A 19,772-nucleotide genomic window follows, 5' to 3' on the forward strand; every position below is an offset into this window, starting at 1 on the left:
CCCACTGATTGACCATGGCATCGAAGGGAGGATGAAATGACAGTTTACGGGAAAGTCTGGAAGACATGTGCAGCCCTGCTGCTGGCCGGAAGCACACTGGCCATCAGCGCCGCGCAGGCACAGGAAACCTACACTCTGCGGTTCAACCACGTGCTCGGACCGAATGAACCGTTTCACAATGGGTTCAGCGATTGGGCCGAACGGGTTGAAGAACGCACCAACGGCGGATTGAAGATGGACGTGTTCCACTCTTCCCAGCTTGGCGTGGAGGAAGACATCATCGAGCAGATCCGCCAGGGCGCCAATATCGGCCAGAACACCGACGCTGCGCGTCTCGGCAACTACGTTCCGGGCATTGCGGTGGTGAACGGCCCTTATTTCGTCTCCACCATCGAGCAGGCCTACGCGCTCGCCGATCTGCCCACCATGAAAAAATGGCAGCAGGAGCTTGCCGACGACCACGGTCTCAAGGTCGTCTGCTTCGACTGGGTGCAGGGGTTCCGCAATTTCTACACCAACAAGGAAATTCGCGAGCCTGCCGACCTTGAAGGCCTGCGCATCCGCACCCCGCCGGCTCCGATCTGGCAGGAATCCATCCGCGCGCTGGGCGCCGAACCAACGGCAATGAACTTCGGCGATGTCTATCCGGGCCTGCAGCAACGCGCGATTGACGGCGCCGAGCTTGTCTATCCCAACATCACCGCCGCCAATTTGAACGAAGTGCTCAACGTCGCCAATGAGACCAAACACATTCTGCTGGTGAATTTTCAGGTTGTGAGTTCGCAGTGGTTCGACACGCTGCCGCAGGACTATCAGACAGCTCTGGTCGAGGAATGCAGGACGGCCGGTCAGGAAACTTCCGAGGTCATTCGCCAGGCAACGGCAGCCGCCAAGGACAAGCTGGTCGAGGCCGGCATGACGATTGTCGAGGACGTGAACATGGAAGCCTTCCGGCAAGCCGGCGAGGCCGCCTATGAAGCGCTCGGCATTGTCGATGCGAAAAAACAGCTGCAGTCTGAAATGCAGCAGTAAGAACGGTTGGGGCCAAAAACGGAGCCGGCGGCAATGGTCAGGGCACGGACAGTCTATTCGGTGCTTTTACGGCTTGAGGCCGTTCTGGCCGGCGTGTTCCTGATGTTGATGGTCCTGCTGATTTTCACGGGTGGTGTCGCGCGCATGCTGCATCACCCGCTCAACTGGACCATCGATCTTTCCACCTGCTTCTTTGCCTGGGCCTGTTTCCTGTGTGCCGATATTGCCTGGCGCAGGAACGCCCTCATGTCCATCGACCTGTGGGGAAAACGCCTTTCCCCGCGGGCAAACCGGACGCTCGACTATCTGAATTACGCCCTGATTTCCGCCTTTCTCGTCTACCTGATCTACGCCGGAAGCTGGCTCTCCTGGGTCTCCAGGGCACGCAGCTTCCAGGGCATCCCGGGCGTCAGCTACTCCTGGGTGACCATGAGCATCGCGGTCGGCGGAGCGCTTCTTCTTCTCACGACGGTGCTGAAAGTCGTGACGGCCCTCAAGGAGGATCGCCTGCGCGGGGCGGCCCGGGGTGACGCGGCCTGACACCATGCTCATCGTCGCCATTGCCTTCGTCGTCTTCCTTCTGATGCGCATGCCGGTGGCCTTCGCCATCGGTATTTCCGGCGTTCTGTTCTTCGCCCAGCACCCCGAACTTCCGTTCACGATCCCGGCGCAGATCACCGTTTCGCAGACCCAGAACTTTTCGCTTCTGGCGGTGCCGCTTTTCATCCTTGCGGGAAATTTCATGAACCGCTCCGGCATCACGAAGCGCCTTCTGGAACTCGCCTCGGTCATGACCGGACGGCTGCGCGGCGGCCTCGCGCAGGTCTCCATAGCCCTGTCTGCATTGATGGGCGGCGTTTCCGGATCGGCCATCGCCGATGCCTCCATGCAGTCGCGCATGCTGGGAGAGGATATGGTCCGGCGCGGCTTCACCCGTGGGTTCACCGCCGGTGTGCTCTCATACGGAGCGGTCCTGACACCGATCATCCCGCCGGGCATCGGCATGATCCTCTATGGCACGATCGGCCAGGTATCCATCGGCCGCCTGTTCGCCGCCGGTGTGCTGCCGGCCCTGCTCCTCTGGCTGGCCCTGTCCCTGGCCGTCTGGCTCACGGCTCGCAGCCGCGGCTATGAGCCCGAACGCAAGGTACGCCCGAACCTCAAGGAGGCCGCCAGCGCCTTCACGGGAGGCATCTGGGCGCTGCTGTTTCCGGTTTTTCTGCTGTTCGGCCTGCGGATGGGCGTTTTTACACCCTCGGAAATCGGGGCGTTTGCCGTATTCTACGCCATCTTCATCGGCGTTCTGATCTATCGGGAAATGACCGCGAAGGGATTCTTCGAGGCGCTGGAAGGCAGCCTGACGGATGTCGGTGCCGTGATGTTCCTGATCGCGCTTTCGGCCATCTTCAGCTACGGCCTCGTGTTCGAGCGGGTGCCGGAAGTCGTGTCGGGCTGGATCCTTGGTGTGACGGACAACCTTGATGCGGCGATGATCCTGGTTGCGGTTTTCGTGCTGGTGATCGGGTTTTTCATCGACGCCACGGTGCTGATCATCATGCTAACGCCGATCTTCCTGCCGGTTATCCGTCAGCTCGGCGGCGATCCGGTGCATTTCGGCATCGTTTTCATCATCGCGGCCACCATCGGCAACTTCACCCCGCCGGTGGGCGCTGCGATGTATGCCGTGTGCTCGATCCTCAAATGCCCGATAGGAGAATATACCCGCGAGTCGAAAGGCCTGCTGGCCGCCGTCGTGCTCGTTGTGCTTCTTCTCGTGTTCCTGCCCGGGATCGTGCTGTTTCTGCCGAACCTGGTCTTCGGTTAAGGCCAGGGGCCGATCTGTCTTTCAGGTATCAGAGCTTGAGCAGTGCTCGGGCGTTCGAGGAAAAGATCGCCTCTTTCCAGTCGTGACCCATCGGATGGGAATGCAGCCAGTCAACGCCGGCCCGATTGTCCGCATAAGGCCAGTCGACAGCGAAGAGAATGTGATCCGGCTCGAGACATTCCAGGCAGCAGCGAAGCGCCGCGTCGGAGAAAAAGCCGCTGGTCGTCACGAAGAAGTTGTTTTTGAAGATTTCGGCAAAGCGCACCGGCGCGTTTCCGGGCCGTGCAAGCGACTCATCGATCCGCGGCAGCCAGAACGGCAGGGCTTCGCCCATATGTCCCAGAATGATCTTGAGGTCCGGATGGCGGTCGAAGACGCCGCTCAGAACCAGCCGGATGGCGTGTGTCCCGGCATCCACACCAAAACCCCACGCAGGGCCGGTCAGGGCCGGATGGCTCTGGTCATAAGGTGCGTAGCAGGTTTCGACCATTGTCCTGTCCGGCTGGGCAGGGTGCAGATAGATCGGCACGTCGAGCGCTTCCGCGCGGGCATAGATCGGCCAGAATTTCTGTGCGTCGATGAATTCGCCGCAGCTCTTTCCGTGAAGCATCGCGCCCTTCAGGCCGAGTTCCTCGACGGCGCGCTGGAGTTCGTCCGCCGCGGCTTCCGGCGCCGAGCTCGGGATCATCGCGAGCCCGGCAAACCGCTCCGGCGTCTCCCGGATGATCGCCGCGAGAGCGTCATTGACCGCCCGGCAGGCTTCCACCGCGGTTTCGCCGGAAAGGGTCTGGCTGCCGGGGGACTGGTGCGACAGCACCTGCATGTCGATGCCGGCCGCATCCATTTCCTCCAGGCGCACGCCGGCAAAATCGTAGAGCTTCCTGCCAAGCGGGGATGCCGGATCGGCCGCCGACCCCAGGTGCCGGGCAAGAGCCTCGTGCATGAAATGCTCTTCGATCGCAATGATTTCCGTGTCGGTGGTTACATCGGCCATGCGGTTCCCCTGACTATACGCAATCATGACAATTGCGCCTGATAATTCGTGCAAACGATTGCGGGCAATCTTGCCGATTATGCAATCGATTGCAAAAAGGTCAATCGGAATACGAATGGCGAGTTTGGAAGGTGCCAGAACGATGGTCCCGTGCCCGGGGCCGCCGGAAAACCTGTTCCGTCAGGCCGGGTCGATGTGTTTCACGCTGCCGCGTTCGACAAGCTTGACGGGGAGGATGGTGGTTCTGGGAATGGTGACATCTGGATCGGCCATCATCTTGATGAGCAGCTCCGCGCCTATGCGGCCGATGTCGAACTGGGGGATCTGGATCGTCGTCAGCCCCGGAGGGATGAGATCGAGAAACGGAATGCCGTTATAACCGGTGACGGAGACATCCTCCGGACAGGACAGCCCGCGCCGCCGCAGCGCGTCGAATGCTCCCAGGGCAAGGCGGTCATTGGCGCACAGGATGGCTGTGAATTCGGCGCCGGAGTCCAGCAGTTGCATGGTGCATCGCCGACCTTCCTGCTCATCGAAATAGTCCGAAACCACCAGCGCTTCGTCCGGAAGATCTAGGTGGAGCTCCTGTGCGGTGGCCCGGAAAGCCTCTATGCGCGCCCGGCCCGTCGATAGGTTTTTCGGCCCGGCGATATGCGCGATACGGCGGTGTCCATTTTCGTGAAGATACCGGAGCATCATGGCAATTCCGCCCGGATCGTCGTTGACCACGGCCGGGATATCGCAGTTTTCGATCTGGCGGTTGACGGTGACCATCGGCAGCCCCCGGCGCGCCACTTCGATCATGCGCGGATCGCTGCGATAGGGAGCGGCATGAATGATGCCGTCAACGCCGCGCTCCAGCAACACATCGACCAGCTTGGTTTCGCGCTTCCGGTCGCTGTCCGTGTTGACGATGATGGACGTGTATCCGGCTGGCTCCAGGACGCTTTCCGCACCGCGCACGATGGGAGGAAACAGGGTGTTTTCAATATCCGGAATCATCAGGCCGATGGACATCGTGCGTTTGGTGCGCAGGCCGGAAGCAAGCCGGTTCGGGCGGTAGCCCATGCGCTCCGCCGTGGTCCGGATCCGTTCCACCACCTCCCGCGTCAGGGACGTCCGGGCATTGGGGTCAAGCGCACGTGAAACCGTCGAGACATGGACGCCGGTTTCACGTGCGATGTCCTTCAGCGTAACCGGTCTGTTCATGCGTCCATTCTCGTTGGTTTCGAAGCGCTCAGTTCTAAGGTCGCGGAAAGATTTTCGCAATCGTTTGCGAAAAGGGATTGACAGCTTCCTGAAACCGTTTCTAGTATTCATGCAATCGATTGCGCAACTTTCAGCCATCAAATTGGCAGAGATGACAAGCGCGACAATTCAACCAGGCCGGTCAGGCTCTGAGTGGGGGGAAACATGGTTCAGGTCGTCGACAAGGCTGATTTCGACAAGCCGCTCATCCGCCGCAAGGTTCTCACGGCGAAGAACGCCGGTGGACTGGCGACAGTCGTCGATTGCGGCGAATTCGGCACTATGACCCTCGATGAGCCGAGCGCTCACGGCGGGTCGGATCTGGGGCCGAGCCCTTTGCAGGCGGTGCTTGGCGCCCTTTGCGGTTGCGAAGCGGTGACCTTCGGACGCACGGCCCGCGAAATGGGTTTTTCCTACGAGGGAATTGAATTCAGCGCGGCTTTCAGCATCGACATTCGCGGCCGTTCCGGAATGAGGGGCGTCGTGCCGCATTTCCAGTCGGTCAAGGTCGAGGCCTGTGTAAGGACGCGGGAATCCGAAGCGCGTCTGCGCGAGGTCGTCGAAGAGACGGAAGCGCGCTGCCCGGTTTTCAATCTCATAAAAGACGCAAACGTTCGCACGGACATCGTGTGGATACGGGACTCATCAGTCTGAATTCTCGCCCGCAGGAAGGGCTCGGACTGCAAAAGAAATATAAGTGGAGGTAGATAATGAGCAGCCTTAAGATTGGATGGGTCGGAATGGGGCGCATGGGATATCCCATGGCCGAACGGCTCGTCGATGCGGGCTTCGATACCTATGTCTGGAACCGGACCCGGTCGAAAGCTGAACCGCTGGCCGCCAAGGGCGCAACGCTGGTGGATTCGCCGCGTGACTTGGCCGGTGTTGATATTCTCGGCACCATGGTGTCCACCGGCAAGGACGTCGAACAGGTCTATTTTGGCGAAAACGGAGTTCTTTCAGGCGACAGGACACCGAAGATCTTTCTGGATTGCTCGTCGATTTCCAGCGAACATTCGGCGGAAATCCGCGCCCGTCTTGCCGAACGCGGTGCCGATCTGATTGCCTCGCCCGTCAGCGGCAACGGCAAATGCGTCAAGGCAGGCAAACTGAGCGCCGTTGCGTCCGGTCCGAAAGCGGCCTTCGACAAGGTGGAGCCGGTCATCTCCGCGATCGCCGCCAATGGCGCGTCCTATGTCGGCGAGGGCGAACTCGCCCGGTTCTGCAAGATCGCCCACAATGTCTTTCTGGGTGTTGTCACGCAGAACCTGGCCGAGATCACAGTTCTGGCCGAAAAGGCCGGCGTTCCGCGCGCCGCTTTCCTGGATTTCATGAACAACTCGGTCATGGGCTCCGTCTATACGCGCTACAAGACCAACGCCTTCGTGAATCTCGACTGGACGACCACCTTCACGCCGGAGCTGCTGCGCAAGGATCTGGACCTCGGTCTCGGCTCGGCCCGCAATCTGGGCGTGCCGATGCCGGTGACCGCGGCAACCCGCGAAGCGTTGCAGGCGCATTTCGGCGCCGCTACGCTGAAGGAGGATCCCGAAGCATACCTGCAAATGGATTTCGCAGCGCTCCTTGAAACCGTTGCTCTGGCTTCGGGCCTGGAGCTCAAGAGCGAAGAAACCCCATACCCGACAGGTCTGGAATTGCCGCAGGCCGCGGAATAATCGCGGCTGAGCGGATTTACGGCGCCAAGAAAAACCAGAACGGCGTCCCGGAACGAGGAAAGAGGGCCTTTAGTTCCGAACATTGGGAGGAATAGCAATGAAGCTTCGTACACTACTCACCACGACGGTTGCCGTCTGCGCGATGGCGACGGCAGCACATGCTGACATCAAGATTGGGGCGTCCCTGCCACTGACCGGGGCGTTCTCGATCGCCGGCGCCAAGCACAAGCAGGGTTACGACCTGTGTGTGAAGATGCTGAACGAAAGGGGCGGTATCGGCGGCGAGAAGATCGAACTGATCACCTCGGACAACCGCTCCGATCCGGCCACCGCCATCAGCCAGTATGAGCGGTTCATCAATGTCGACAACGTCGATGCCGTCTTCGGCACCTTCTCGTCGCGCCTGACCTTTCCGGTCGCCAACATTCTGGCGAAATACGGCTACGTCCATCCGATCCCGGCCGGCGGCGCGCTGCGCATCTACAAGCAGGGTCATGACAACCTGTTCTACTTCCAGCCGAATGCGGCCGAATATGTCGGCAGTTCCCTGAAAGGCCTGATCGCGGATCTGGTCGCGGAAGGCGAGCGTCCGAAAACCGCGGCGATCGTGGCGGCCGATGACTTCTTCGCCAATGCCGTGGAGGCCGGTTTCCTCGGTCAGCAGGTCATGGACCCGGCCGACGGCAGTGTCGTCGCGGATCTTGCACCCGGCTACCTCGCCGATGCGGGCATTGAGGTCGTCTTTTCGGAGAAATGGCCGGAAGAGGGCTTCAACGACTGGCTGAACCTCGCCAACTCCATCAAGCGCTCCAACGCCGAACTCATCATCGCCCTGACCGCGTCCGCGGAAGAAGCGGTGCAGATCACGCGTGCGCTGAAGACCGTGCGGGCGGAACCCAAGATGGTCTACTACAGCCAGGGCACCCAGGCGGAATTCTATGAAGGCACGCAGGGCGCGTCCGACAGCATTCTGATGCACACGTCCTGGCATCCGGCGGCGCCTTACAAGGGCACTCTCGCCGGTGAAGAGTTCACCAACGCCGAGTTCGTCGCCGCGTACCAGGAGGAATACGACGCGGCTCCGGATGAAGATGCGGCCATTCCTTTCGCAGTCTGCCAGGGGATCGAACAGGCCATCATCGGCGCCGGTTCGACAGACAATGCCGCCATGGGCAAATGGCTGTCCGAACGCACGGCCGACGATCCGGTCCGCACGATCCTGGGCCGCTTCGCCTGGGACGATGTCGGGCTGCCGGTGAACAAGCCGTTCCTCGTCGCCCAGTGGAACGACGGCGAATTGCAGTTCGTCTATCCGACGGACGAGTTCGACGGGGTCTCCAAGATGACCTATCCCAAGCAGGGATTCTGATAAGCTGAAAACGGCCGGGCACGGCAACGCGCCCGGTCACTTTGTACCGATCAACTTCGGATGACCGTCGGTTCCGACAGGTCATCCGTTGATCAGGACGAATTTTGAGCGGAGGAGCGCATATGCTTGAGGTCAAGAGCCTGAGCAAACACTTCGGCGGTATCCAGGCGGTCGACAAATGTTCGTTTGTGGCCGAGCGTGGCAAGATCACCGCGCTGATCGGGCCGAACGGGGCGGGCAAGACGACCGCTTTCAACTGCATCAGCCGTACGATGGCGCCGTCGGCCGGGGAAATCCGGCTGGATGGCAGGCGCATCGACACTCTCCGCCCCTACCAGGTCACGGCAGCGGGCCTGTCGCGGACCTTTCAGATTTCGCGCAATCTCGCCGACATGACGGTGCTGGAAAACGTCATCTGCCAGTCGAAGATCCATGGTTGGCGGGATCTCTTCCGCCCGGCGATGAGCGCGGAGGAAATCGACAAGGCCTTCGGCATTCTCGAATTCCTCGGCATCACACGCATCGCCCACGAAGACGGGTCCAACCTGAGTTACGGCCAGAAAAAGCTGATGGACCTCGCGGCGCTGCTGATGAGCGACCCGAAGATCATTCTCCTTGATGAACCGGCCGGCGGCGTCAACCCGACGCTGCTGGAGGAAATCATCGGCCATATCCGCAAGCTCAACGAGCAGGGACTGACAGTCCTCATCGTCGAGCACAACATGGACCTGATCATGCGATTGTCCCACCGGGTTGTCGTCATGGCACATGGACGGGTGATTGCCGATGGCACCCCGGACGAGGTTCGCGAAAATCCGGACGTGCTGGACGCCTATCTGGGCGGTGCACTTGAGGAGGCTGCATGAGCGGACTTCTGGAAGTTTCCAACGTGGTTGCCGGTTACGGTGACGGCCCCGCCATCCTGGACGGCGCCAACCTGTCGGTTCAGCCGGGCAAGGTTCACTGCATCATCGGTCCCAACGGCGCCGGCAAATCCACGCTGCTGAAGACGATCGTCGGCATGCTGAAGATCCGCCAGGGCAGCGTGACCTTCAAGGGCGAGAGCCTCAAGGGCAAGCGGCCGGACCAGATTCTGCGCCGGGGCATATGCTTCGTCCCGCAGGAACGGGCGCTGTTTCCCAAGATGACCGTTAGGGAAAACCTCCGTATGGGTGGCTTCTCGCTGGCCGACAAGTCGAAGCTGGAAAAACGGATCGACGAAATCGAGGAGCGCTTTCCGATCCTCGGCGAACGGCGCGACCAGCATGCCGGTACCATGTCGGGCGGCCAGCAGCAGACCCTTGCCATGGCGCGCACCCTGATCCTCAAGCCGGAAATCGTCATGCTCGACGAACCGTCGCTCGGGCTCGCACCGAAGATCGTCAAGGAGGTCTTCTCCATCATGCGGCTGATGGCCGATGAAGGGATCACAATCCTGCTGGTGGAGCAGAACGCGCTGATGGGATTGAAGCACGCCGACTGGGGCGTTGTGCTCGACCTTGGCCGGACCCTGTTCGAGGGGCCCGCGGCGGAGGTGCTGACGGATCCGAGGATCCAGGAACTCTATCTTGGTGGAAAGAAGGCTGCGTAATGGCTGAGGTCATTCAAATACTTATACTCGGGATGGCCCTCGGCGGGGTCTATGCCCTGATGGGCTCCGGACTGAGCCTGGTGTTCGGTGTCATGCGCATCGTCAACCTGGCCCATCCGGTGCTGATCATGGCGGGAGCCTATGTCGCCTACTGGGCGGCCCGCCTCTACGGGCTCGACCCGCTTCTCACGCTGCCGATTGCCGCCATCATCCTCGCGGCAACCGGCGTGATCCTCTACAAGCTGGTTTTCGAACGCGAGGCCAGATCCGCGAAATACTCCGAAATGACCGTGCTCCTGACCTTCGCCCTGGCGATGGTGCTCGAGGGGGCGCTGGGGACGGCCTTCACCAACACCCAGCGCGTCACGTCGCCGGACTATGCGACCGACGCCTTCTTTATCGGCGACATCTTCATCCCCAAGGGACAGCTCTATGCCGGCATTGTCTCCCTCGCGATCATTTCCGCGCTGGCCCTGTTCCTGAAATACTCCCGCTTCGGCTATGCGATCCGCGCCACCACCCAGAACCGGGAGGCGGCCGAACTGCTGGGCGTGAACGTCAATTTCGTCGGGCTTGTGAGTTTCGCGATCGGGATCGGCCTTGCCGGTGCCGCGGGTTCGCTGGTGTCCTTCGTGTTCTCGTTCTTTCCGGCAAAACACTGGGAGTGGATCGCAGTCCTGATGTCCCTCGTGGTGCTTGGCGGCATGGGTTCCATTTTCGGCACCGTCCTGGCCTCGTTCATCCTGGCCGTCATCGCCGCATTCATCGGCGCCTACTTCGGCGCCACCTGGTCCACCCTGACGTTCTTTGTCGCCTTGTTCGTGGTGCTTCTTGTCAGGCCCCAGGGGATCTTTGGCGAAAAACCGGAGTTGGCATAGTGGCTAGCCTTGATACCAATGACGTGCTTGTGGCGCGTAAAGCCTATAACGCCGGCCTCGTCCAGGACGTTTCGAAGGAACGGGCCTACTGGTTCCCGGCCCTGGTCCTGGCGCTGCTCCTGCTGTTGCCCGTCCTGCAATTCACCGGCAACTACAATTATCTGATCCACCTAGTCCTGTTCACGGCCAGCTATGTGGTCATGGCCTCGGGCTGGAACATTCTGGGCGGCTTCACCGGCTACATCTCGCTGGGACACAACGTGTTCTTTGCGGTCGGAGGATATTTCGCCGGCATGATCTTCGCCCGCTACGGCATCTCGACGATCATCCTGGCGCCCTTCGCCGGTCTGGTCGCCGGTCTGCTCGGCTATCTCGTCGGCCAGATCACCCTCAGGGTGCGCGGGCCGTCGTTCATCATCTCTTCGCTGGCGCTGGTGATGATCTTCCGCATCCTGTTCGAAAACTGGGATTTCGTCGGCGGGGCCGCAGGCGTGTCGCTGAAGGCGAACGACCTTCCCGTGCAATGGGCCAAGCTGCCCTACTATTATGCCTTCGTCATCATGGCCGCCTTCTCTGTCTGGGCCGCCTACCGCATCAAGCACTCCAAGTTCGGGCTGGGTCTGCGGGCCATCTCCAAGGACGAGATCAAGGCGGAAAGCGCGGGCATCAACACCCGGTTCTACAAGACGCTCGCCTTTGCCATCTCGGCATTCTTCGTCGGCATGGCAGGTGCGGTCTGGGGCGAATACCTGACCTATATCCGGCCGAACATCTTCCTGATCATCCTCGTCTCGGTGAACATGGTGCTGATCTGCATTCTCGGCGGAAAGGGAACCATCGCCGGGCCGGTGATCGGCGCCGTGCTCCTGGTGGCCTTCAACGAGTTCTTTGTCGCGACCCTGGGCGCCTCGGAGATCAACATCCTGGCAACCGGTCTCATCATGATGCTCTGCCTGATGTTCTTCCCGCTCGGCATCGTCGGCACGCTCGCGCGCCTTAGGAAGTTGCCGCGCATTCTGAACTGGGATTGAGGGTCATGAGTTCTTTCGTGCTTCACAATGCGCCGCAATCGACCTGCTCTCAGCGGGTACGCTACGCGCTGCATGCCAAGGGCATCGACTTTGAGGAACACAAGCTGGATCTGTTCTCCGGCGATCAGCTGAAGCCGGAATATCTGGCGATCAATCCCAACGGTGTCGTGCCGGCTCTGGTTCACGATGGAACACCCGTCATCGACAGTGCGGTGATCCTGGAATACCTGGAAGACATATTGCCCGGAACCGCGCACATGCGGCCCGAGGACCCGCGCGAAACGGCGAAACTGCGGGCGATGATGCGCTTTATCGACGAGGTGCCGACACCGGCGATCCGGGTGCCGTCCTACAATCTGGCCTTCCTGCCCCATTTCCAGGCGATGAGCGAAGCGGACTTTCAGGCGCTTTGCGACAGCAAGCCGCTGCGCAGGGAGTTCCTGATGAAAATGGGCCGCACCGGTTTTCCGAAGCAGGACATGGACGAGGCGCTTGGCCGGCTGACGCGCGGCGTGGAACGCATGGCGCGCTGGCTGGAGGAAAGCGGCGGGCCGTGGATCCTGGGTGAGGACATCTCTCTGGCCGATGTGGCGATCATGCCGGTCATCGTGCGCATGGACGACATCAATCTGGGTGGAATTTGGCAGGACTATCCGGCTATCGGTGCGTGGCTGGAGCGGATCAGGTTGACGGAGCCTTTCCCGGAGACCTACTACCATGGCTCTCTTCTAACGGAAAAATATCCGCACCTTGCCGCGCTGCGCAACGAGCGGATGGCAGAGGCCTGAAAACGATGCAAATGGTTCCCTACATGCTTGCGACGGTGGTCATCGGAATGATGCTGTCAACGCAGCCGCCGCTTAATTCCATGCTCGGACGCGCTGTTGGCAGTGCCTATGGCGCGGCCACGATTTCCATCGCGGTGGCTCTGGCAAGCATCCTTGCCTTCATTGTCTTCTCCGGGTGGGGAGACATCTCGCGCAAGTCCCTGGGTTCCGTGCCCTGGTGGGTCTATCTGTCCGGTCTCGCCGGCGCGATTTTCGTAGCCTCGGGTCCGGTCGTGGCGCCCGTCACCGGGGCCATGGTGTTTTTCGTGTGCATCGTCGCCGGTCAGCTCATCGGCTCGATGCTGGCCGACCATTTCGGAGCTTTCGGCCTCGATGTGCGGACGGTCTCGGTCTGGCGACTTCTGGGACTGGCGATGGTTCTCGGCGGGGCCCTCCTGGTCAGTCGCGGCTAACACGGATCTGGGGCGGATCAAGAGAACGCGTTTCGCCCGCATATGCAATCGATTGCGCATTCCTTGAATGCGGACTGAGGAACAAGGAGCGCGCCGGAAAGACCGGCACCGCGTTCCACGATGAGGAGAAAAGACAATGAACCAGGCCCTGACCCCCCGGATACTGCAGCCGGGCGACATGGATCCGAACTGGCGCTGGGAAGGCAGATTGCCGGCCTGGGGGCACACGGCGGTCGATTTCGAGCGCCGCGTCGATCATGACCGCTTGCGCCGCTATCGGCTGAGCCGGGCGAAGGATGCACTCAAGAAGAGCGATTGCGGCTCGCTCCTGCTCTTTGACGTCAACAACATCCGCTACATTTCCGGCACCAAGATCGGCGAGTGGGAACGGGACAAGATGTGTCGCTTCTGTCTCCTCACAGGCGACGACGAGCCATATGTCTGGGACTTCGGATCGGCCGCCGTTCACCACAAGAAATACGCCGACTGGCTCAACCCGGAACATTGCCGGGCGGGCGTCGTCGGCATGCGCGGCACCATTCCGCCAAGCTTCGGCCTGATGAAACTCTATGCCGAGGAAATCGCCGGCCTCATCCGCGACGCCGGCATGTCGGGCATGCCGGTCGGCGTGGACTATGCCGAAACGGCGATGTTCTTCGCCCTGAAGGAAGCCGGCATCAATGTGGTGGACGGTCAGCAGATCATGCTGTCGGCGCGCGAGATCAAGAATATCGACGAGATCCAGCTCCTGACCCAGGCGGCGGCGATGGTCGATGGCGTCTATCACATGATCTACGAGGAGCTGAAGCCGGGTATTCGCGAAAACGACATCGTCGCGATGTCCAACAAGATGCTCTACGAAATGGGTTCCGACGACGTGGAAGCCATCAACGCCATTTCCGGCGAGCGCTGCAACCCGCACCCGCATAATTTCACCGACCGCTACTTCCGGCCGGGCGATCAGGCCTTCTTCGACATCCTCCAGTCCTATCAGGGCTACCGGACCTGCTACTACCGCACGTTCAACATCGGCCGGGCGACGCCCGAGCAGACCGATGCCTATGTGAAATGCCGCGAATGGCTCGACGCCTCCATCGAGCGCATCAAGCCCGGCGTCTCCACCGACAAGGTGGCCGAAGTCTGGCCGACGGCGGAAAGCCTGGGCTTTCCCAATGAGCTGGCGGCATTCGGCCTGCAATTCGGACATGGGCTGGGACTGGCGCTGCACGAGCGCCCGATCATCTCCCGCGCGGTGTCGCTCGACAATCCGATGGAGATCAAGACGGGCATGGTTTTCGCGCTCGAGACCTACTGTCCGGCAGCCGACGGCTATTCGGCGGCCCGGATCGAGGAAGAAGTGGTCGTCACGGATACCGGCTGCGAAGTGATTTCGCTGTTCCCGGCAGAAGAACTTCCGATCGCCAACCGGTACTGACCGACGTCCGACCCACCCGGTCCGGCGCGCCGTTCGCCGGCCGGGTCCCTTCGCAGGAGTTTCAAATGGCAGCCAGAAAGTCTAAGGCCAATACGGAAGCCTATCTGCGCATGTATCGCCAGATGGCGCGAATCCGCGCGTTCGAGGACAACGCCAACCAGCTCTATCTCTCGGCGAAGATGCCGGGACTGACCCACATGTATTCCGGTCAGGAAGCGGTTGCGGTCGGCATATGCGAGGCGCTCACCTCCGACGACAAGATCACCTCCACCCATCGCGGCCATGGACATTGCGTCGCCAAGGGTGCGGAGTTCCGGCAGATGTTCTGCGAGCTTCTGGGCAAAGCCGAAGGCTATTGCCGCGGCAAGGGCGGATCCATGCATATCGCCGATCAGGCGAACGGCAATCTCGGTGCGAACGCCATTGTCGGCGGGTCTATGGGCATTGCCACCGGCTCGGCCCTGACCGCCAAGCGCCAGGGCACCGGCCATGTGACGGTCTGCTTTTTCGGCGATGGCGCCACGGCGCAGGGGCTCTGGTACGAGGTCATGAACATGGCCGCGCTCTGGAAGCTGCCGATCATCTATGCCTGCGAAAACAACGGTTACAGCGAATATACCAAGACGGCGGAGATCGCCGCCGGCTCGCTGACGGCACGCGCCGAGGCCTTCGGTATCGAGTCCTTCACCGTGGACGGTCAGGACGTGCTGGCCGTGAACGATCTGGCACAAACGCTGGTCGCGCGGTGCCGCAAGGGCGAGGGACCGTTCTTCGTGGAACTCGAAACCTACAGGTATCACGGACACCATGTCGGCGACATCAACCGCGACTACTACCGGACGAAGGACGAGGAAGCCGACTGGAAAAAGCACCGCGATCCCATCGTGAATTTCGGCAAGTGGCTGATCGGTCAGAAGATCGTCACGCCGGACGAACTCGTTTCCATGGACAACGAGGTCCGGGCGGATGCCGAGGCCGCCGTCGGGTACGCGCTCGAAGCGCCCTATCCGGATGTTTGCGAAGTCGACATGCATGTTTTCGCCGAGGGGGCCTGAATGCGCGAAATAACTCTTTCCAGGGCGGTCAATGAAGCGATCGCGGAAGAAATGCGCCGCGACCCGGCGATTTTCCTGATCGGCGAGGATGTGGCGGAAGCCGGAACCCCGTTCAAGGTGCTCTCGGGTCTGGTCGAAGAATTCGGAACCGAGCGCATCATCGACACGCCGATTTCGGAACCCGGGTTCATGGGGATGGCCGTCGGTGCGGCCATGACCGGATCCCGGCCGATCGTTGATCTCATGTTCGGCGATTTCCTTTTCCTGGTGATGGACCAACTCTGCAATCAGGCCGCCAAGACCCACTACATGTCCGGCGGCAAGCTGAAGGTGCCGCTGGTTCTGCGCACCAATCTGGGTGCGACCCGGCGCTCCGCGGCCCAGCACTCGCAGTCCCTGCATGCGCTCGTCGCCCACATACCGGGCCTCAAGGTGGCGCTGCCGTCCTCGGCCTATGAAGCCAAGGGGCTGCTGAAGACCGCGATCCGTGATGACAATCCGGTCGTGATCTTCGAAGACAAGTTGATGTACAACGACAAGGCGCCCGTCCCGGAAGAGGAATATCTGCTGCCGTTCGGCAAGGCGGAAATTCTGCGCCAGGGCAAGGACGTCACGCTGGTGGGCACTTCTTCCATGGTTCAGGTTTGCCGGAAGGCGGCAGAGCTTCTGGCGGCGGACGGCATTTCGGCAGAAGTCATCGACCCGCGCACCATTGTTCCGCTCGACGAGGACACGATCGTCGGTTCGGCGAAAAAGACCAGTCGGGCCATCGTCGTCGACGAAGGACACCAGAACTTCGGTGTAACGGCTGAAATCGCCGCGCGCATTTCCGACAAGGCATTCTATTACCTGGATAATCCCGTTCAGCGCATGGGGGCGATGGATGTACCGGTGCCGTTCTCTCCCGCACTTGAAGACCTGACCGTGCCGACGCCCGAAAAGGTTGCGGAGCGGGCGCGCCGGCTCTGCCGGGGGGAGATCTGACGATGACCCATGAAGTCATCATGCCCGCGCTTGGAATGGCCCAGGAAACCGGATTGCTTCTTGCCTGGCACAAGCAGCCGGGCGACGCCGTGAAGATCGGTGACGTCCTGATGGAAGTGGAGACCGACAAGGCCGCCATGGAAGTCGAGGCACAGGCCGACGGCTTCGTGACCGAGTTGCGCGCAAAAGAGGGTGAGGACGTTCCTGTCGGCGCCGTGATCGCCATCATTTCCGCCAGCATGGACAAAGCCGCCGGAGCGCCGACTGAAGATGCTCCGGCAACACCGGCTGTAACGACGGACAAGGGGAACGTCGCACCGCAGGCCGCGCCCGCTGTTGCGAAACCAGCCCCACAAATTCCGGAAAAACCGAAGGATACGGCACCGACGCCTGAAGGCAGGGTACAGGCCTCACCCAAGGCGAAACGCCTGGCGGCCGAGCAAGGGCTTGATCTGACCCGGCTGGCGAAAGCCGGTCACCCGCAGCCTTATCGCGCCGCCGATCTCGACGAGCTCAAGAGTTTGCAGGCCAGCCAGGCGGACGGGGGGCAGTTTGCCGCCTCGCAGCGCATCTTCGCACGCGCCACGGTTCCGGCGGCAGCCTTCGACGAATTCTGCAATTGGCTTGCCGGGCAGGGCGCGGTCACGGCGGATCTGGTCCTTGCCACCTTCGCGGCCGGCAGCTTCAGGTCGGCAACCGGATTTCAGTCGCTCGCCGTCTCCGTTTCCGCTCCGCGCAAACCCTCGCGGATCTTCCAGGATCCTGACCGGTGCGGCCTTCTAGACCTTTCAGAAGACGAAGACGGACAGCACTCCGATCTGATTGTCTATAATCTGACCGCATCGCGCCTGACGGAAGCGGAACTTGCGGCGACCCATGCGCCGACGGTTACAATTGCCCGCAGTCAGGCGGACCTGACGGTATCTCTTTCGGCGACCCGGGACCAACTTGACGACACGGCGCTGATCGCCATGCTCGACGCCTTTGCCGGGCGGCTGGAGGAACCCCTCCGGCAGCTACTTTGAGGACAAGACCGATGACCAAACCTGTTCTGAATGTCGATGCGCGGCAGTTTTTGTCCGACCTCCACATTGATGGAAGCTGGCGGGAAGGGGCGAACGGCGAACGTTTCAACGTCCTCAACCCGGCGACGGAAGACGTGCTCGCTTCGGTCGCCTCCGCCGAAATCGCCGACGCGGACGCCGCGCTCGATGCCGCTGAAGCCGCTTTTGGCGACTGGGCGTCGCGCACGCCGCGCGCGCGCTCCGAAATCCTGCGCAAATGCTGGGAACTTATGACCGCGCGGCTCGACGAGTTCGCCACCCTGATCACCCTGGAAAACGGCAAGGCGGGCAACGACGCACGCGGCGAGGCCACCTATGCGGCGGAATTCTTCCGCTGGTTTGCCGAAGAAGCGGTGCGTGCGGACGGTCTGATCACCCGCGCACCGGCATCGGGCGCCCGGATCATCGTTCAGCACAAGCCGGCGGGCATCGCGGTTCTGGTGACGCCCTGGAACTATCCCGCCGCCATGGGCACGCGCAAGATCGCACCGGCTCTGGCAGCCGGATGTCCGGTGATCATCAAGCCGGCCTCCGAAACACCTCTCACCATGCTGGCGCTGATGCCGCTGCTGGAAGAGGCCGGTGTTCCCAAGGGGCTGGTGAGCGTTCTGCCATCGAAAAAATCCGGCGCGCTGGTCGATCATCTTCTGCACGATCCGCGTGTGCGGGTCGTCTCCTTTACCGGTTCGACCCAGGTAGGCCGCAAACTGCTCCATTCCGCCGCCGATCAGGTGCTGAAACCGGCAATGGAACTGGGCGGCAACGCGCCGCTGATCGTTTTCGATGATGCGGATCTCGACACGGCCGTCGAAGGCGCGATGCTGGCCAAGATGCGCAATCTCGGCGAAGCCTGCACCGCCGCGAACCGGTTCTACGTTCACGAGAGTGTCGCCGGCAAATTCGCCGAAAAACTGACGGCCGCGATGGCCGCTCTGAAACTCGGTAACGGTCTCGATCCGGATGTCGATGTCGGCCCGCTGGTCAATGCCGACACGCGCGACAAGGTGGCCGCCTTTGTCCGGGACGCAATCGACAAGGGCGCGGAGCTGCTGCTCGGCGGAACAGCTCCGGCCGGACCCGGTTTCTTCTATCCGCCGACCGTTCTGACAAATGTTCCCGAAACGGCCGATTGCGTGGATGACGAAATCTTCGGTCCCGTCGCCGCGTTGCAGACCTTTTCCGACACGGAAGACGTTATCCGCCGCGCCAACGACACCGAATACGGGCTGGTGGCCTATGTGTTTACCGAGGACATGAAACGCGGACTGCAGGTCTGTGAAAGGCTCGATTACGGCATGGTCGGCCTGAACCGGGGATTGGTTTCCGATCCGGCGGCGCCGTTCGGCGGCACCAAGCAGTCCGGTCTTGGGCGTGAAGGCGGCCATGAGGGCATGCTGGAATTCATGGAGACTCAATACATCTCCGCAAGCTGGTAGGGACACGGATTTGACCAGGGTCACCGCAAGTCCGTCCGTCCGCGCCCTCGCCGGGCGCAAGGGGATCGATCTGGAGGATCTCGGCCGGTCGCTCGGCCGCAGGGCGCTGGCGCGCGAGGATGTCGAGGCTGCGGTATCCGGTTCGAAACCGGGCGCTGGCCTGTCTGCGTCCGGGCCGGATCATGCCACCTTCTGGGATGTCGATCATTCCGCCTACGGACCGGTCCGCGAAGAGCCGATGTCTCGCTTCGCCCGGGTGTCGGCCCGCAATCTGGCTGCCGCGAACGCGCTTATCCCGCAGGTGACCCATCATGACGAGGCCGACGTCGGCGCGATCGAGGCGTTCCGCAAGGCCCTCAAGGCGGAAGCGGCGGAAAACGGCGTCAGGCTGACCGCGCTCGCCTTCCATGTGAAGGCGCTGGCACATTGCCTGAAACGCTTCGAGACCTTCAATGCATCGCTCAGTCCGGACGGGGCAACGCTCTATCTGAAGGACTATGTGCATATCGGCATCGCCGTCGATACGCCCTACGGCCTGACGGTTCCCGTTGTCCGCGATGCCGACCGCAAGGGTCTGTTCGAGCTTGCAAAGGACATTTCCGCCCTGGCGGCAAAAGCCGCCGAGCGCAAGCTTCCGCCCGATGCACTTGGCGGCGCGTCGATGTCGATCTCCAATCTCGGCGGTATCGGCGGAACGGCCTTCACGCCCATCGTCAACCCGCCGGAAGTCGCCATCCTCGGCATCACGCGCACCCGCATCCAGCCGGTCTGGGACGGAGAGGCCTTTCAGCCGCGTCCCGTGGTGCCGCTTGATCTCAGCTACGATCATCGCGTCATCAACGGAGCGGAGGCGGCCAGATTTCTTGCCGAATATGCATCGCTGATCGGCGAGCCGCAGCGTCTTTTGCTCTGAG

Annotated in this window: 20 protein-coding genes; 18 read left to right on the forward strand and 2 right to left on the reverse strand. The window is 61.6% G+C overall.

The genetic code is table 11. The annotated features are described in order from the left end of the window. Positions 1–36 precede the first annotated feature (36 nt). From Q1B40_RS00320 to Q1B40_RS00330, 3 genes are read left to right on the forward strand one after another with little or no spacing between them, the layout of a single operon-like run. Entirely contained in the window at positions 37–1,032 is a 996-nt protein-coding gene (locus Q1B40_RS00320; RefSeq protein WP_299808295.1) for a C4-dicarboxylate TRAP transporter substrate-binding protein, read from the forward strand. 33 nt (positions 1,033–1,065) lie between these two features. Beyond that, the gene (locus tag Q1B40_RS00325) at positions 1,066–1,572 is read left to right on the forward strand and encodes a TRAP transporter small permease (protein ID WP_299808298.1); all 507 of its coding nucleotides are present in this window, start codon (positions 1,066–1,068) and stop codon (positions 1,570–1,572) included. Next, on the forward strand, positions 1,559–2,857 hold the full coding sequence (locus Q1B40_RS00330) for a TRAP transporter large permease (RefSeq protein WP_299808301.1): 1,299 nt from the start codon (positions 1,559–1,561) through the stop codon (positions 2,855–2,857). Before Q1B40_RS00325 ends, Q1B40_RS00330 begins: the two co-directional genes overlap by 14 nt. 28 nt (positions 2,858–2,885) lie before the next feature. Here Q1B40_RS00330 and Q1B40_RS00335 read toward each other — a convergent pair whose 3' ends face one another. Both Q1B40_RS00335 and Q1B40_RS00340 read right to left on the reverse strand, forming a co-directional pair. Beyond that, on the reverse strand, positions 2,886–3,851 hold the full coding sequence (locus Q1B40_RS00335) for an amidohydrolase family protein (protein ID WP_299808304.1): 966 nt from the start codon (positions 3,849–3,851) through the stop codon (positions 2,886–2,888). 180 nt (positions 3,852–4,031) lie between these two features. After that, positions 4,032–5,060: a LacI family DNA-binding transcriptional regulator gene (locus Q1B40_RS00340; RefSeq protein WP_299808307.1), complete on the reverse strand. Its 1,029-nt coding sequence runs from the start codon at positions 5,058–5,060 to the stop codon at positions 4,032–4,034. Between the two features lie 204 nt (positions 5,061–5,264). Between Q1B40_RS00340 and Q1B40_RS00345 the strand changes: the two genes are divergently transcribed. From Q1B40_RS00345 to Q1B40_RS00415, 15 genes are all read left to right on the forward strand, one after another. Further along, positions 5,265–5,753, forward strand: coding sequence for an OsmC family protein (locus tag Q1B40_RS00345; RefSeq protein WP_299808310.1), 489 nt, complete (start codon positions 5,265–5,267; stop codon positions 5,751–5,753). A 53-nt stretch (positions 5,754–5,806) separates the two neighbouring features. Next, positions 5,807–6,775: an NAD(P)-dependent oxidoreductase gene (locus Q1B40_RS00350; protein WP_367279111.1), complete on the forward strand. Its 969-nt coding sequence runs from the start codon at positions 5,807–5,809 to the stop codon at positions 6,773–6,775. A gap of 97 nt (positions 6,776–6,872) precedes the next feature. Further along, on the forward strand, positions 6,873–8,144 hold the full coding sequence (locus tag Q1B40_RS00355; RefSeq protein WP_299808316.1) for an amino acid ABC transporter substrate-binding protein: 1,272 nt from the start codon (positions 6,873–6,875) through the stop codon (positions 8,142–8,144). Positions 8,145–8,266: 122 nt separating this feature from the next. Continuing rightward, on the forward strand, positions 8,267–9,010 hold the full coding sequence (locus Q1B40_RS00360) for an ABC transporter ATP-binding protein (RefSeq protein WP_299808320.1): 744 nt from the start codon (positions 8,267–8,269) through the stop codon (positions 9,008–9,010). After that, the gene (locus Q1B40_RS00365; RefSeq protein WP_103220271.1) at positions 9,007–9,735 is read left to right on the forward strand and encodes an ABC transporter ATP-binding protein; all 729 of its coding nucleotides are present in this window, start codon (positions 9,007–9,009) and stop codon (positions 9,733–9,735) included. Before Q1B40_RS00360 ends, Q1B40_RS00365 begins: the two co-directional genes overlap by 4 nt. Then, positions 9,735–10,613 carry a branched-chain amino acid ABC transporter permease gene (locus Q1B40_RS00370; protein ID WP_299808331.1) on the forward strand — a complete coding sequence of 293 codons (879 nt, stop codon included), beginning with the start codon at positions 9,735–9,737 and terminating at the stop codon, positions 10,611–10,613. The genes Q1B40_RS00365 and Q1B40_RS00370 overlap by 1 nt, the downstream gene beginning before the upstream one ends. After that, on the forward strand, positions 10,613–11,644 hold the full coding sequence (locus tag Q1B40_RS00375; RefSeq protein ID WP_299808334.1) for a branched-chain amino acid ABC transporter permease: 1,032 nt from the start codon (positions 10,613–10,615) through the stop codon (positions 11,642–11,644). Before Q1B40_RS00370 ends, Q1B40_RS00375 begins: the two co-directional genes overlap by 1 nt. 5 nt (positions 11,645–11,649) lie before the next feature. Continuing rightward, complete coding sequence (locus tag Q1B40_RS00380) at positions 11,650–12,432, forward strand: glutathione S-transferase family protein (protein ID WP_299808337.1); 783 nt, start codon at positions 11,650–11,652, stop codon at positions 12,430–12,432. An 11-nt stretch (positions 12,433–12,443) separates the two neighbouring features. After that, positions 12,444–12,884, forward strand: a complete 441-nt coding sequence (locus Q1B40_RS00385) for a DMT family transporter (RefSeq protein ID WP_299808340.1) — start codon at positions 12,444–12,446, stop codon at positions 12,882–12,884. Between the two features lie 136 nt (positions 12,885–13,020). Then, on the forward strand, positions 13,021–14,319 hold the full coding sequence (locus tag Q1B40_RS00390) for a Xaa-Pro peptidase family protein (RefSeq protein WP_299808343.1): 1,299 nt from the start codon (positions 13,021–13,023) through the stop codon (positions 14,317–14,319). Positions 14,320–14,384: 65 nt separating this feature from the next. Then, complete coding sequence (locus Q1B40_RS00395) at positions 14,385–15,374, forward strand: thiamine pyrophosphate-dependent dehydrogenase E1 component subunit alpha (RefSeq protein WP_299808346.1); 990 nt, start codon at positions 14,385–14,387, stop codon at positions 15,372–15,374. Continuing rightward, entirely contained in the window at positions 15,375–16,358 is a 984-nt protein-coding gene (locus Q1B40_RS00400) for an alpha-ketoacid dehydrogenase subunit beta (protein ID WP_299808349.1), read from the forward strand. Positions 16,359–16,360: 2 nt separating this feature from the next. Next, positions 16,361–17,383, forward strand: coding sequence for a biotin/lipoyl-containing protein (locus Q1B40_RS00405; RefSeq protein ID WP_299808352.1), 1,023 nt, complete (start codon positions 16,361–16,363; stop codon positions 17,381–17,383). Positions 17,384–17,394: 11 nt separating this feature from the next. Continuing rightward, entirely contained in the window at positions 17,395–18,858 is a 1,464-nt protein-coding gene (locus tag Q1B40_RS00410) for an NAD-dependent succinate-semialdehyde dehydrogenase (protein ID WP_299808355.1), read from the forward strand. 10 nt (positions 18,859–18,868) lie between these two features. Further along, entirely contained in the window at positions 18,869–19,771 is a 903-nt protein-coding gene (locus tag Q1B40_RS00415; RefSeq protein ID WP_299808358.1) for a 2-oxo acid dehydrogenase subunit E2, read from the forward strand. Position 19,772: the final 1 nt, after the last annotated feature.

Source organism: uncultured Roseibium sp. (genome assembly GCF_947496995.1).
Lineage (GTDB): Bacteria > Pseudomonadota > Alphaproteobacteria > Rhizobiales > Stappiaceae > Roseibium.

Excerpts from the sequence above, each read along its gene's own strand:
- Q1B40_RS00395 (WP_299808346.1), top strand. The coding sequence starts at position 14,385 with ATGGCAGCCAGAAAGTCTAAGGCCAATACGGAAGCCTATCTGCGCATG.
- Q1B40_RS00325 (WP_299808298.1), top strand. The coding sequence starts at position 1,066 with ATGGTCAGGGCACGGACAGTCTATTCGGTGCTTTTACGGCTTGAGGCC.
- Q1B40_RS00370 (WP_299808331.1), top strand. The coding sequence starts at position 9,735 with ATGGCTGAGGTCATTCAAATACTTATACTCGGGATGGCCCTCGGCGGG.
- Q1B40_RS00385 (WP_299808340.1), top strand. The coding sequence starts at position 12,444 with ATGGTTCCCTACATGCTTGCGACGGTGGTCATCGGAATGATGCTGTCA.
- Q1B40_RS00345 (WP_299808310.1), top strand. The coding sequence starts at position 5,265 with ATGGTTCAGGTCGTCGACAAGGCTGATTTCGACAAGCCGCTCATCCGC.
- Q1B40_RS00365 (WP_103220271.1), top strand. The coding sequence starts at position 9,007 with ATGAGCGGACTTCTGGAAGTTTCCAACGTGGTTGCCGGTTACGGTGAC.
- Q1B40_RS00320 (WP_299808295.1), top strand. The coding sequence starts at position 37 with ATGACAGTTTACGGGAAAGTCTGGAAGACATGTGCAGCCCTGCTGCTG.
- Q1B40_RS00405 (WP_299808352.1), top strand. The coding sequence starts at position 16,361 with ATGACCCATGAAGTCATCATGCCCGCGCTTGGAATGGCCCAGGAAACC.
- Q1B40_RS00335 (WP_299808304.1), bottom strand. The coding sequence starts at position 3,851 with ATGGCCGATGTAACCACCGACACGGAAATCATTGCGATCGAAGAGCAT.
- Q1B40_RS00360 (WP_299808320.1), top strand. The coding sequence starts at position 8,267 with ATGCTTGAGGTCAAGAGCCTGAGCAAACACTTCGGCGGTATCCAGGCG.
- Q1B40_RS00390 (WP_299808343.1), top strand. The coding sequence starts at position 13,021 with ATGAACCAGGCCCTGACCCCCCGGATACTGCAGCCGGGCGACATGGAT.
- Q1B40_RS00410 (WP_299808355.1), top strand. The coding sequence starts at position 17,395 with ATGACCAAACCTGTTCTGAATGTCGATGCGCGGCAGTTTTTGTCCGAC.
- Q1B40_RS00340 (WP_299808307.1), bottom strand. The coding sequence starts at position 5,060 with ATGAACAGACCGGTTACGCTGAAGGACATCGCACGTGAAACCGGCGTC.
- Q1B40_RS00380 (WP_299808337.1), top strand. The coding sequence starts at position 11,650 with ATGAGTTCTTTCGTGCTTCACAATGCGCCGCAATCGACCTGCTCTCAG.
- Q1B40_RS00355 (WP_299808316.1), top strand. The coding sequence starts at position 6,873 with ATGAAGCTTCGTACACTACTCACCACGACGGTTGCCGTCTGCGCGATG.
- Q1B40_RS00400 (WP_299808349.1), top strand. The coding sequence starts at position 15,375 with ATGCGCGAAATAACTCTTTCCAGGGCGGTCAATGAAGCGATCGCGGAA.